Consider the following 12,868-nt stretch of genomic DNA (forward strand, 5'->3'; position numbering starts at 1 on the left):
GCTACGCCTGAACCAGCGTGTGGTTCCAGGAGTGGGAGTCCTCTTCGGTACCACGCTGGATACCGGTGAGACGCTCACGCAGGCGCATGGTGATCTCTCCGGGGTTCCCACCGTTGATCTGGAACTCACCCGTACGGTCCTTCACCGTACCCACCGGGGTGATCACCGCGGCAGTCCCACAGGCGAACGCCTCCGCCATCTCACCGGAGGCCGCCGTCGCCCGCCATTCATCCACCGTGAACCGACGTTCCGTGACCTTCAGCCCTTCGTCAGCTGCGAGCTGCAGCAGCGAATCACGGGTGACGCCGGGCAGCAGTGAGCCGGAGAGCTCCGGGGTCACCAGTTCCGCCGGCTCCCCGTCCTGCCCCCCGAGGATGAAGGCGAGGTTCATCCCGCCCATCTCCTCGATGTTCGTGTGGTTCGCCGCGTCCAGCCACACAACCTGGTCACACCCCTGCTTCTCAGCGTAGGACTGCGCCGCGAGAGACGACGCGTAGTTTCCGGCGAACTTCGCCGCGCCGGTGCCCCCGGGGGCTGCACGGACGTACTCGGTGGACAGCCAGACGCTGACGGGGGTGACCCCGCCCTTGAAGTACGCGCCTGCCGGAGACGCGATCACGTAGTAGCTGTAGCTCACGGACGGGTGCACACCCAGTCCGACCTCGGTGGAGATGATGAACGGACGCAGGTAGAGCGCTTCTTCACCGCCGGAGGCGGGAACCCAGTCCCGGTCCACGTCGACGAGCTCACTCAGGGACGCGAGGAAGAGGTCCTCCGGGACCTCCGGCATGGCGATACGGCGGGCGGAGGAACGGATTCGCTCGGCGTTCTTGTCCGGGCGGAAGGTGGCGACCGAGCCGTCCGGCTGGCGGTACGCCTTGAGCCCCTCGAAGATGGCCTGCCCGTAGTGGAGGACCGACGTCGCCGGGTCCATGGTGATCGGTGCGTAGGGAACGAGCCGTGCGTCATGCCATCCGGCGTCCTCGGTCCAGTCGATGACCACCATGTGATCGGTGAAGTACCGGCCGAAACCGGGGTTCGCGAGTACTTCGGCGATCCTCTCCGGCGGAGTGGGGTTCTCCGTCAGCGTACGGGAGAAGGTGGTGGACGTGGAGTTGGCGGGCGCGGAATCAGACATGGCCTGTATCTTAGACCCGTCGGTGCCGGTCCGGAACACATGCCCGGCAGGACGCCTGACGACGACTCCTATCAAGCTTGAGGTGAGCGATGACATCCGCTGGACTGCCCCGGGGCACCATGCCGCCGTTGGAACTTCTCACGGACGCCTCGACGGTCGCCGAGGCCGACGTGGACATCCTGGTGATCCCGTCGTTCTCCGGGGACAACGGAATCGAGCTGTCCCTGGGTTCGGCCCCCGGGTCCCCCTCCAGCACCTCCTCCCCCTTCGACAGGGAGACGCAGGTGGCCATCTGGAAGTCGCTGGTCGATATCGGCGCACGCGGGCGGGCAGGGGAAACGCACCTGCTTCCCGCCGTCCCCGGCATCGCGGCGACCCGCCTGCTTGCGGTCGGTCTCGGTGACGCGGACACACTGACGGACGAAGGGCTGCGAACCGCCGCGGGTACCGCCTCACAGGCCCTCGACCGCCTGCCCGCGTCCGTAGGCGACGGCGACCTCACCGCACTGAGCCTCCTGGGGACCCTGGGGATCGGCCCTGCGACGGAAGGACACGGTCTGGGCAGCTACAGCTACACCGGGGCGAAGTCCGACGGCGCTCAGGCAGGCCGCCTCAGGCGTCTGGTCATCGCTCCGCCGACCGCCCCGAGCGCCGCAGGGTCCGCCGCCACCGACTTCTCCCGGGCCTGTGTCGTCATCGAGGCCGTGACCTGTGCCCGTGACCTGGTGAACGCCCCGGCGAACCTTCTCTACCCGGACAGCTACGCCCGCATCATCTCCGACCTGGGTTCACAGGCCGGGCTCACGGTGGAGGTCCTGGATGAGCGTCAACTCGCCGACCAGGGGTTCGGGGCCCTCGTGGGTGTGGGCCAGGGGTCGCCCCGTCCTCCCCGCCTCGTCCGTGTGTCCTACCGACCTGACATCCCCGAGGCAGCGGGCACGGATGCACCGCCACACGTCGCCCTCGTCGGAAAAGGCGTGACCTTCGATACCGGCGGTATCTCGTTGAAGCCCTCGCCCAACATGGGGAACATGATCTCGGACATGGGGGGTTCCGCTGCCGTCGTCGCTGCGGTGATCGCAGCGTCCGAACTCGATCTGGCAGTCTCCGTGACGGCCACCGTGCCACTGGCGGAGAACATGCCGGACGGCACCGCCGTACGCCCCGGGGATGTTCTGCGCCACTACGGCGGGTTGACCACCGAAGTCCTCAACACCGACGCGGAAGGCAGGTTGATCCTCGGGGATGCCATCGCCCGGGCGTGTGAGGACAACCCGGACTACCTCGTGGAGACAGCCACGTTGACCGGCGCCCAGGTACGGTCTCTCGGAGACCGGACTCCTGCCGTCATGGGCACGCCCGCCCTCCGTGACCGGGTGTCCGCGCTGTCGCGCGACGTGGGTGAGGGTGCCTGGTCCATGCCTCTACCGGCGGAAATCGCCTACGACATCCGGTCCGACGTCGCCGACCTGCGCAACATCCCCGGCAAGAGCTGGGGAGGCATGGCCGCCGCCGGCCACTACCTTGCCGCTTTCGTCCCGGAAGGACTTCCCTGGGTCCACCTGGATGTCGCTGGTCCCGCGTACAACACCACCGCACCGCACGGCTACACCCCACGGCGGGCGACGGGAGTACCGGTCCGGACGCTCATCGCGGTCCTGGAAGACGTCGCCAGCGGCACCGACGCTGCAGGAACGACGGAATGACCAGGTCGGTCAATCCCCTCCGTCGCGACGTTCCTCGAACCGGGCCCGTCGTTCCTGCTGTTCGAGACGTTTGCGGATAATCCGGTCACGCTCGATACGGTCCCTCATCCGCTGGGGGTAACCGCTCTTCTCCGCGTCGTAGAGCCGGACACCGGTCGCCGAGATCACGTCGTCGACACCACGGGGCCCGCCGATGCGTCGACGGGTCCAGTCACCGGTGGCGTCCACGAAAACCACGGACATCTCATTGACCAGGGTCTCGGGTTCGACGAAGCCTTCCACGCCTTCGCGCTGGCCCGCCCAGTGTCTCAGGTGGTCGAGGTCTGCGGGACGCGTACGCCCACCCGGTGCCCGCGGTGGACGGGGCCCGGAGCGACGAGATCGACCGAATAGATTGAACACACCACAGATTCTAAGGGATTTCGTGACGACGCTGCGACCAGTCTCCTCTGCCGGCGACAGGCCCTACGGGGCGGCATGGGCCGACCCCCTCCGGCAGGACGACGTTCGCAGCGCTACCATATATAGTATTCGGTCAGAGACCACTTCTCTGCTTTCTCTGCGTACTGCGGACCGATCCACGTACTCCACATCTGTACCCCGTCGTTAAATAGGAGCTTCAACACCATGGCGCACTCCGTCGAAATGCCCGAGCTGGGCGAATCCGTCACAGAAGGCACTGTTACCCAGTGGCTGAAGAAGGTCGGCGACACCGTGGAGGTCGACGAACCCTTGCTCGAGGTCTCCACGGACAAGGTCGACACGGAGATCCCCTCCCCCGTCGCCGGCGTACTGCTGAAGATCATCGCCGACGAAGATGACACCGTCGACGTCGGTGCCGTCATCGCGGAGATCGGTGACGAGGGTGAGGAAAGTGAGGGGAGCGGGGATTCCGCCTCCTCCGACGAGGCCTCCGCAGATGAGCCCGCCGAGGACGAGGACGCGACAGACGACACGTCCGACGACCAGGAGGAATCCGCTCCGGCACCGGCCTCCAGCGGTGGCGGCGCAGGAACCGATGTGACGATGCCTGAACTCGGCGAGTCGGTCACCGAGGGCACCATCACCCAGTGGCTGAAGAAGGTCGGCGACGAGGTGGAGGTCGACGAGCCCCTCCTCGAGGTCTCCACCGACAAGGTCGACACCGAGGTTCCTTCGCCGGTCGCCGGCACCCTGCTGGAGATTCTCGCTGAGGAGGACGACACCATCGACGTCGGTGGCGTGATCGCCCGCGTGGGTGACGGAAGCGCCGCTGAGGAGGCTCCCGCCAAGGAGGAGAAGGAGCCCGCGCCGGAGAAGAAGGAAGAGCCTGCGAAGGCGGAGGAGCCGAAGGAGGAGCCCAAGGCAGATCCTCAGCCGGAGAAGGAGTCTCCGAAGCAGGAGGCGTCCTCCGCGTCGGATGCCGGCGAGCCGTCCGACGGCAACCTCCCCTACGTCACTCCGCTGGTGCGCAAGCTCGCTGAGAAGCACGGTGTGGATCTTTCGACCGTCGAGGGCACCGGGGTCGGTGGACGCATCCGCAAGCAGGACGTCATCGCCGCCGCCGAGGGCGGCACGGCGAAGGAGTCGGCACCGGCTCCGGCCAAGGGCGTCGACCCGGAGAAGGCCTCGCTGCGGGGCACCACGCAGAAGGTCAACCGGATCCGGGCGATCACCGCCAAGACCACGCTGGAGTCCCTGCACGGAGCGGCGCAGCTCACGCAGGTCCACGAAGTCGACATGACCCACATCGCCGAGCTCCGCAAGGCGTCGAAGGCAGCGTTCCAGGACAAGCACGGCCAGAACCTCACGTTCCTGCCGTTCTTCGCGAAGGCCATCGTCGAAGCACTTGTCGCCCACCCGAACGTCAACGCCTCCTACAACGCCGACACCCAGGAGATGACCTACCACGGCCAGGTCAACCTCGGTATCGCGGTCGACACCAAGGACGGCCTGCTGTCCCCGGTGATCCACGACGCCCAGGACATGTCACTGCCTGAGCTGGCCGCGGCGATCGCCGACATCGCCGACCGCGCCCGGAACAAGAAGCTCAAGCCGAACGACGTCAGTGGCGGCACCTTCACCATCACCAACATCGGCTCTGAGGGCGCACTCACCGATACCCCGATCCTGGTGCCGCCGCAGGCCGCGATGATCGGCACGGGTGCCATCCGCAAGCGTCCGGTCGTGATCACCGAAGACGGTTCCGACAGCATCGCGATCCGCAGCATGGTCTACCTGCCGATGACCTACGACCACCAGATCGTGGACGGCGCTGACGCAGGCCGGTTCCTGACCACCATCAAGGACCGCCTGGAGAACAGCGACTTCACCTCCGACCTGGAGATCTAAGTCCGCTGCCCCTTCCCGTCCTCTACCCCCGCACGGCGATACCGCGGTGGCGGGGTAGAGTCGTTAGGCATGGGATATCAACGCGGATCCATCCGGATGTCGGACACTCCTGTCGCCGTCGACAACCTCGGGACGGTGGACTACCTGTCAACCTGGGACAGACAGGCCGCCCTGGCTCGTCAGCGTGCCGACGGACAGATCGAGGACACCGTCCTGCTGTTGGAGCATCCGCCGACGTACACCGCGGGCAAACGGACCCCACCGGAGGACCTGCCCACCAACGGCCTCCCCGTCGTCGATGTCGACCGTGGCGGGAGGATCACCTGGCACGGTCCGGGACAGCTCGTCGCCTACCCGATCATCAAACTGGACGACCCGATCGACGTCGTCGACTACGTCCGGCGCATCGAGGAGGCCGTCCTGGCGACCTGCCGTGACCTCGGCCTCGACAACGTGGGACGAGTCCCGGGGCGGTCCGGCGTGTGGCTTCCCGCAGGTCTCCGACGTGGAGAACTGGTCCCCGCCCGCAAGGTGGCGGCGGTGGGGATCCGTGTGACCCGTGGAGTCACGATGCACGGTGTCGCCTTGAACTGTGACAACACCCTGGACTACTACGACCACATTGTGCCGTGCGGACTGGCGGACACCGGTGTGACGACACTGTCCGAGGAACTGGGCCGGGAGGTCCGGGTTGCGGACGTGACCGAGATCTTCACCGGCCATCTGCTCGCAGCACTGGACGGGTCGCTTGAAATGTCCGACCACGACGTGCCCGAGGAACTGGCACATGGCGTACTGACGTCCTGAACAGGCATTTTATGATGTCTTCCAGCGCTGGAGTCAGTTAGCGTCACTGAACGATGCAGCGTAGGGTGGGGGCCGTGACTGTTACATCAGACGGACGACGACTTCTCCGCATCGAGGCGAAGAACTCCCAGACCCCCATCGAACAGAAGCCACGGTGGATCCGTACCCAGGCCAAGATGGGACCGGAATACCGTGACATGAAGAACCGTGTCTCCGGTGCCGGTCTGCACACGGTCTGCCAGGAGGCCGGGTGTCCCAACATCCACGAATGTTGGGAGGAACGCGAGGCCTCCTTCCTGATCGGTGGCGACACCTGCTCCCGTCGGTGTGACTTCTGCCAGATCAAGTCGGGCAAGCCGAGTCCGTTGGACCGCGACGAGCCCCGCCGTGTCGCCGAGAACATCCGCGAGATGGACCTGCGGTACGCCACGATCACCGGTGTCACCCGCGACGACCTTGATGACGAGGGAGCCTGGCTGTACGCCGAGATCGTGCGGAAGGTGCACGAACTCAACCCGAACACCGGCGTCGAGAACCTCACACCTGACTTCTCCGCCAAGCCCGACCTGCTGGCCGAGGTCTTCGAGGCACGTCCGGAGGTCTTCGCCCACAACCTCGAGACCGTGCCCCGGATCTTCAAGCGGATCCGTCCGGCGTTCCGCTACGACCGGTCGTTGGAGGTCATCCGTGCGGCACGTGATTTCGGACTGGTGACCAAATCGAACCTCATCCTCGGCATGGGCGAGACCGCTGAGGAAGTGCAGTCGTCCCTGACGGACCTGAAGGACGCCGGGTGCGACATCATCACGATCACCCAGTACCTGCGGCCGACCTCCATGCACCACCCGATCGAGCGGTGGGTGAAGCCGGAGGAGTTCATGGAGCACTCCGAATTCGCCAAGGAACTGGGATTCGGTGCAGTCATGTCGGGCCCGTTGGTCCGGTCGTCCTACCGGTCCGGTCGGCTCTACGCCGAGGCCAAGGCCGCACGTGGCGAGGCACTCCCCGAGAACCTGACCCACCTGGGCGACACCCTGGGATCCACCACCAGTCAGGAAGCCAGCACTCTGCTGGAGAAGTACGGGCCGTCCAAGGAGACTCCGGTCTCCTCCGCACGCTAGTTGTCCCCACGCCCCGGCGGACGTCGTTGACGGCCCCGGGGCGCCGATGTTCTAAGGTAGGCGGTATGGCGAAGGATCCCCGGGAGAAAGAAAACAAGCGGCTCGAGAAGGCCGCCAAGAAGTCACGGCGCAAGCAGACACGAGGCCAGATGTGGCAGGCCTTCCAGATGCAGCGCAAGAAGGACAAGAAGCTCATCCCCTACATGCTGCTGGGCCTGCTCGGCCCGGTAGTGGTCATGTTGGCGCTGAGCCTGGTGTTCGGCTGGTGGTGGCTGAACCTCATCGTCGGTATCGCCATCGGTGTGATGGTCGCCTTCTGGATCTTCTCCCGCCGCCTGCAGTCCGGTGTCTACGACCAGATCGAAGGGGAGGCCGGTGCCGCGGGATGGGCGCTGCAGAACCTTCGTGACGGTGTCGGCGTCAAGTGGATCACCGAGACCGCGGTGGCCTCGAACACACACATGGACGCCGTCCACCGGGTTGTCGGTGTTCCCGGCGTGATTCTCGTCGGCGAAGGCAGCCGGCACCGTCTCAAGCCGATGATGGCGCAGGAGCGGAAGCGGCTCGCCCGCATCCTCGGTAACACGCCCATCTACGACGTGTACATCGGCGAGGGCGAGGACGAGGTGCAGATCCGCAAACTGCAGAACCACCTGGTCCGCCTGCCCCGCAACATCAAGAAGAACGAGGTCGACGCACTCAACAGCAAGGTCGAGTCGATCGCCCGTCTTCACTCCCGGGAATCGATGCTCCCGAAGGGGCCGATGCCCCGCAACGCCGCGAACCCGGCCGGCGTCAACCGTCGTGCCCGCCGCGCCGCACAGCGCAACAAGAAGGGTTGAGTCCGGGACTCCCCGACCCCGGTGCCCTGATCGAGCGAATCAGGCACCGGGCTTTTTCGTCCCTCCCCCTGCTGCCCCTGACGCACCAGGAGTGTGTCGGTTCGCGGGGTGACACACCGACACAGCCATGGTGTCCGGCATGACGGTCGCCCACTCCTGCCTACCTGGTCCGGATCACCGCGGTCCCGGTAGCGCGGTCGTGCATGCCCCTGCTGTCGGTGTCCTGGATCAACGGGGGGAAGAGGAACACCGTGAGCACCGTGCGCACCACCGCCCGGATGAGGCCCACGCGCTGATCCGGGTCGTCCACGCGGGCGACACCGATGCCCATCACCGCGTGGCCGGGTGACTGCCCGAACAGCCACACGGTGACGATGCGCCAGACCACCCACACCATCAACACCACTGTCGAGGTCCCACCGAGCGCACCCGTCATCTGCGTGATGAAGAAGGCGATGCCGTAGCAGATCAACCAGTCGACCAGTAGCGCAAGCACACGGGGAAAGATCGAGGCGACGGACCCGGGCCCCGAGGCCGGCAGCCCCAGCAGTTTGCCGGGGTACGAACTCAGGTCGTGGGGGTCCTCGAACTGTCCCGGAACCTGGGGGCCTTCCAGCCAGCTCGGCTGTCTGGCACGTTCATCACGGAGCCCCTTCCGTCGTTGACGGCGGTCGTCCCCGGTGCCACTGCTACCACTGTTCTTCTGCCGTTTCGCCATGATTCTCAAGCGTACCGGCCTCTTGACCGACCCCCAATTTCATGGCGGACCACCCCGACTGTGCACACCCGGGGACCACTGCCCGTATCCTAGAGGTCAAGCCCCGACCGGGGACTACCGGAATCGACCGTGGCACCGGAGGAAAGGTGGGTCGCATCAGTGACGAGCGACACCGCCTGACCAGTTACACGCCGGTAACATTGGATTGACACTAGGGCAACAACCCCAGAATATGGTTGTTCACGACGCACCCGTAAGGGTGAATCCCCTCGTGAGACAACGAAACAACGAGTTGGGTCGAACATGACTGCAAGGAGTCCAGAAGTGGCATTTAAGACGGCCGAAGAGGTCACCAAGTACATCGCGGACAACGACATTGAGTTCGTCGATGTCCGATTCACGGACGTACCCGGCGTGGAACAGCACTTCACCATTCCCGCCTCCGCCTTCGACGAGGATGCCATCGAGACCGGCCTGGCGTTCGACGGATCATCGGTGCGTGGTTTCACCACCATCGACGAGTCGGACATGAACCTGCTGCCCGACCTCGCGACCGCCAAGGTCGACCCCTTCCGTAAGACCAAGACCCTGAACGTGAAGTTCTTCGTCCACGATCCGTTCACCCGTGAGCCTTTCTCCCGCGACCCCCGTAACGTCGCGCGCAAGGCCGAAGAGTACCTCGCGTCCACTGGCATCGCCGACACGTGCAACTTCGGGCTTGAGGCCGAGTTCTACCTCTTCGACAAGGTCCGTTACTCCGCCGAGCAGAACTCCGCCTTCTACGAGGTCGACTCCAACGAGGGCTGGTGGAACCGCGGCAAGGAGACCAACACCGACGGCACGCCCAACACCGCCTACAAGACCCGTGTCAAGGGCGGTTATTTCCCGGTCCCGCCCTACGACCAGACCGTGGACGTCCGCGACGAGATGGTGAAGAACCTCGCCGCCTCAGGTTATGATCTCGAGCGCTTCCACCACGAGGTCGGCACGGGTGGTCAGCAGGAGATCAACTACAAGTTCAACACCCTGCTGCACGCTGCGGACGACCTGCAGTCGTTCAAGTACATCATCAAGAACACCGCTGCCGCCCACGGCAAGTCCGCCACGTTCATGCCGAAGCCGCTGGCCGGCGACAACGGCTCGGGCATGCACGCCCACCAGTCCCTGTGGAAGGACGGCAAGCCGCTCTTCCACGATGAGGCAGGCTACGCCGGTCTGTCCGACCTGGCCCGCTACTACATCGGCGGCATCCTGCACCACGCCGGCGCCGTCCTGGCGTTCACCAACCCGACGCTGAACTCCTACCACCGTCTGGTCCCGGGCTTCGAGGCACCGATCAACCTGGTCTACTCCCAGCGCAACCGCTCTGCGGCCGTCCGTATCCCGATCACCGGATCGAACCCGAAGGCCAAGCGTCTCGAGTTCCGCGCACCGGACCCCTCGGGCAACCCCTACTTCGGCATGGCGGCGATGATGCTCGCCGGTCTCGACGGCATCAAGAACCGCATCGAGCCGCACGCCCCCGTCGACAAGGACCTCTACGAGCTTCCCCCGGAGGAGGCCGCCAGCATTCCGACGGCACCGACCTCCCTGGAGGCCGCGCTGCACGCACTGGAGGAGGACAACGACTTCCTCACCGAAGGCGGCGTGTTCACCGACGACCTGCTGGAGACCTACATCGCCTACAAGTACGACAACGAGATCTCCCCGGCCCGTCTGCGCCCGACCCCCCACGAGTTCGAGCTCTACTACGACTGCTAGTTCCCCGCTCCGGCTCCGCCGACAGAACAACCCCCGCCTCCTCATCGGTGGCGGGGGTTGTCCGTGTACGGAACCTCAGCTGTAGACGTGCAGCTCGTTGTGCATCAAGGCGCTCGGGGTCTCCGCGAGCGTGTCGGACGCGACACCGGCACCCCGTGCCTCCAGCACACCCCCGTAGAGCTGTTGGAAGCCGGTCAGGGCTGCGGCGTAGTGGCTGACAGCGGTCTCGTAGGTCACGCCGATGCCCCCGTGGAGCTGGACCGACTCCTCAGCCACCACACGTGCCTGGCGGGCCAGGAACACGTAGGCGTCGAGTGACGCCGCCTCCAGCTCCTCCAGGGTCAGCTCCTCCGTCTGTGCCATCGCAGCGGCCCACAGCGCGGTGGAACGGGCGAGTTCGACATCCGCATAGAGCTGCGCGGCACGGTGATTCAGGACCTGGAAGTTGTTCAGGGTCACCCCGAACTGTTTGCGGACCTTGAGGTAGTCCACGGTCTGGTTCATGGCGGTACCCATCAGGCCCACCGCGCGTCCACCCTGCACCACGCGTGCGAGGGACACCGCGCGACGCAGTGCGCGGTCGGTGTCTTCGGCGCTCCCTCCGAGGCGCTCCGCCGAGGCCTCCTGGAAGGAGACGCGCCCCGTGGGCGCCCATTCGGCATCACGGTGCACGGTCACCTCGACCCCGTCTCCCGGGGTGACGAGGTACACACCGAGCGCGCCGTCCTCGACGGCGGTGACGAGGAAGGCGTCGATGTCGCCGGGGGCGACGACTGCGCGCTTCTCCCCCGTGAGCCGCCCACCGGTGACGGTCGTGGTGCGGGCGTCCGCCCATCCCGTGGTCGGTTCAGCATGGGCGAGCGTCACGAGACGCTCTCCCGCAGCCAGCGGCGGCAGCCAGGTCGACTTCTGGTCATCGGACCCGAGGTCCTGGAGCAGCCATGCCGGGACGTAGGCGAGGTCGGTGACCTGTTCGGGAGCGGCGAGCTCGCCCAGGGCCTCCGCTGCGGCATAGGCTTCACCGACCCCTGCGCCGGCACCGTCGTATTCTTCGTCGATGACCAGGGCGGTCACACCGAGCTCAGCGGCCTGTCGCCACAGATCGCGGCGGAAGTCCAGGGCGACCTCGGGCGCGTCCGCGCCGGCGGTGGGGTCGCCGTCGGCACCGGCGAAAACGCTCCGGACGGAGTCAGCGAGCATACGCTGTTCGTCTGTCAGGGAAAGATCCATGTCGTGGTACTCCTAAAGTCCGAGAATGCCCTTGGCGATGACGTTCGCCTGGACCTCATTGGTGCCTCCGTAGATGGAGACCTTGCGGTTGTTCAGGTACTCGACGACCGGGTCACCGTAGACGCCGGAGTCATCGACGGTGATCTCGACGGCGTCGCTGCCGAGAGCCTCCACCGCCAGTTCGTTGAGCTCCTGGAGGATCCGGCTCCCCTCGATCTTCAGCATCGAGGACAGCGGGCTCGGCTTACCGTCCGAACTGGCGGCGGTGACCCTCAGCTGTGTCGACTCGACCGCCTTCAGCCGCAGCTTCACGTCGTAGAGACGGTTGCGGAAGATCGGGTCGTCGAGCACGCGTCGGCCACCGTGGGTGCGTGCAGCGGCCATCTCCACGAGGTCTGCGTAGTGCCGCTGGCTGGTACCAACCTGGGTGATGCCGTTGCGCTCGTTCCCCAGCAGGAACTTCGCGTAGGTCCAGCCCTTGTTCTCCTCCCCGACCAGGTTCTCCGCGGGGATCCTGACGTCGGTGAAGAAGAACTCGTTGACTTCCACCGAGCCGTCGATGAGTCGGATCGGCCGGTGTTCGATGCCGGGGGTGTCCAGGTCGACCAGCAGGAAAGAGATACCCTGCTGCGGCTTGGGTGCGTCCGGATCGGTGCGTACCAGCAGGAACATCCACTCACCGTACTGGCCGAGCGTGGTCCAGGTCTTCTGGCCATTGACGATGTAGTGGTCACCGTCCCGGACTGCCGTGGTCTTCAACCCCGCAAGGTCCGATCCCGCGCCCGGCTCCGAGAATCCCTGCGACCACCAGATGTCCAGGTTCGCCGTCTTGGCCAGGAAACGGTCCTTGATGGCGTCGCTTCCGAATGCCGCGATGACTGGCCCCACCATGCCGGTGTTGAACGCCAACGGCTCCGGGATACCGGCCCGCTGCAGCTCATTGGTGAAGATGTGCCGCTGGATGGGTGTCCAGTCCTGGCCCCCGTACTCCACCGGCCAGTGCGGGACTGCGACACCATGCTTGTTGAGGACGCGCTGGGAGTCGATGATGTCCTCGCGTGTGACGTGGCCGGCGCGCGTGCGTGCGCGAATTTCTGCAGGTACTTCAGCAAAAATACTGCGGAGTTTGTCGCGGAAGGCGACATCCTCCTCGGAAAGCTCGAGATTCACGGGCACTACTCCTCGATTATGTCTTGAATCACCGTTCAGTATGG

At 65.6% G+C, this 12,868-nt stretch carries 11 protein-coding genes; 6 read left to right on the forward strand and 5 right to left on the reverse strand.

Annotation, left to right across the window (positions count from 1 at the left end; all coding sequences use genetic code 11):
• Position 1: 1 nt before the first annotated feature.
• Positions 2-1,138 carry a branched-chain amino acid aminotransferase gene (locus BJF89_RS13420; protein WP_075815705.1) on the reverse strand — a complete coding sequence of 379 codons (1,137 nt, stop codon included), beginning with the start codon at positions 1,136-1,138 and terminating at the stop codon, positions 2-4.
• An 89-nt stretch (positions 1,139-1,227) separates the two neighbouring features.
• On the opposite strand from BJF89_RS13420, the gene BJF89_RS13425 reads away from it, so the two are divergent.
• A complete protein-coding gene (locus tag BJF89_RS13425; RefSeq protein ID WP_075815603.1) occupies positions 1,228-2,844 on the forward strand; it encodes a leucyl aminopeptidase in 1,617 nt (538 codons plus the stop codon).
• A 9-nt stretch (positions 2,845-2,853) separates the two neighbouring features.
• On the opposite strand, the gene BJF89_RS13430 is transcribed toward BJF89_RS13425, so the two are convergent.
• Positions 2,854-3,246, reverse strand: coding sequence for an oxidoreductase (locus BJF89_RS13430; protein WP_075815604.1), 393 nt, complete (start codon positions 3,244-3,246; stop codon positions 2,854-2,856).
• 225 nt (positions 3,247-3,471) lie between these two features.
• Between BJF89_RS13430 and sucB the strand changes: the two genes are divergently transcribed.
• From sucB to BJF89_RS13450, 4 genes are all read left to right on the forward strand, one after another.
• The gene (gene sucB, locus BJF89_RS13435) at positions 3,472-5,175 is read left to right on the forward strand and encodes a 2-oxoglutarate dehydrogenase, E2 component, dihydrolipoamide succinyltransferase (RefSeq protein ID WP_075815605.1); all 1,704 of its coding nucleotides are present in this window, start codon (positions 3,472-3,474) and stop codon (positions 5,173-5,175) included.
• A 69-nt stretch (positions 5,176-5,244) separates the two neighbouring features.
• Positions 5,245-5,982, forward strand: coding sequence for a lipoyl(octanoyl) transferase LipB (gene lipB / locus BJF89_RS13440; RefSeq protein ID WP_075815606.1), 738 nt, complete (start codon positions 5,245-5,247; stop codon positions 5,980-5,982).
• Positions 5,983-6,056: 74 nt separating this feature from the next.
• Positions 6,057-7,103, forward strand: a complete 1,047-nt coding sequence (gene lipA / locus BJF89_RS13445) for a lipoyl synthase (RefSeq protein ID WP_075815607.1) — start codon at positions 6,057-6,059, stop codon at positions 7,101-7,103.
• A 65-nt stretch (positions 7,104-7,168) separates the two neighbouring features.
• Positions 7,169-7,945, forward strand: a complete 777-nt coding sequence (locus tag BJF89_RS13450; RefSeq protein ID WP_075815608.1) for a DUF4191 domain-containing protein — start codon at positions 7,169-7,171, stop codon at positions 7,943-7,945.
• Between the two features lie 160 nt (positions 7,946-8,105).
• On the opposite strand, the gene BJF89_RS13455 is transcribed toward BJF89_RS13450, so the two are convergent.
• Positions 8,106-8,663, reverse strand: a complete 558-nt coding sequence (locus tag BJF89_RS13455; protein WP_083650805.1) for an RDD family protein — start codon at positions 8,661-8,663, stop codon at positions 8,106-8,108.
• Positions 8,664-8,987: 324 nt separating this feature from the next.
• Here BJF89_RS13455 and glnA point away from each other — a divergent pair, with 324 nt between their 5' ends.
• A complete protein-coding gene (gene glnA / locus BJF89_RS13460) occupies positions 8,988-10,424 on the forward strand; it encodes a type I glutamate--ammonia ligase (protein ID WP_075815609.1) in 1,437 nt (478 codons plus the stop codon).
• Between the two features lie 75 nt (positions 10,425-10,499).
• Here glnA and BJF89_RS13465 read toward each other — a convergent pair whose 3' ends face one another.
• A complete protein-coding gene (locus BJF89_RS13465; RefSeq protein WP_075815610.1) occupies positions 10,500-11,654 on the reverse strand; it encodes an acyl-CoA dehydrogenase family protein in 1,155 nt (384 codons plus the stop codon).
• Between the two features lie 12 nt (positions 11,655-11,666).
• A complete protein-coding gene (locus BJF89_RS13470; RefSeq protein ID WP_075815611.1) occupies positions 11,667-12,824 on the reverse strand; it encodes an acyl-CoA dehydrogenase family protein in 1,158 nt (385 codons plus the stop codon).
• Positions 12,825-12,868: the final 44 nt, after the last annotated feature.

Source organism: Corynebacterium sp. CNJ-954, from assembly GCF_001942345.1.
GTDB lineage: Bacteria > Actinomycetota > Actinomycetes > Mycobacteriales > Mycobacteriaceae > Corynebacterium.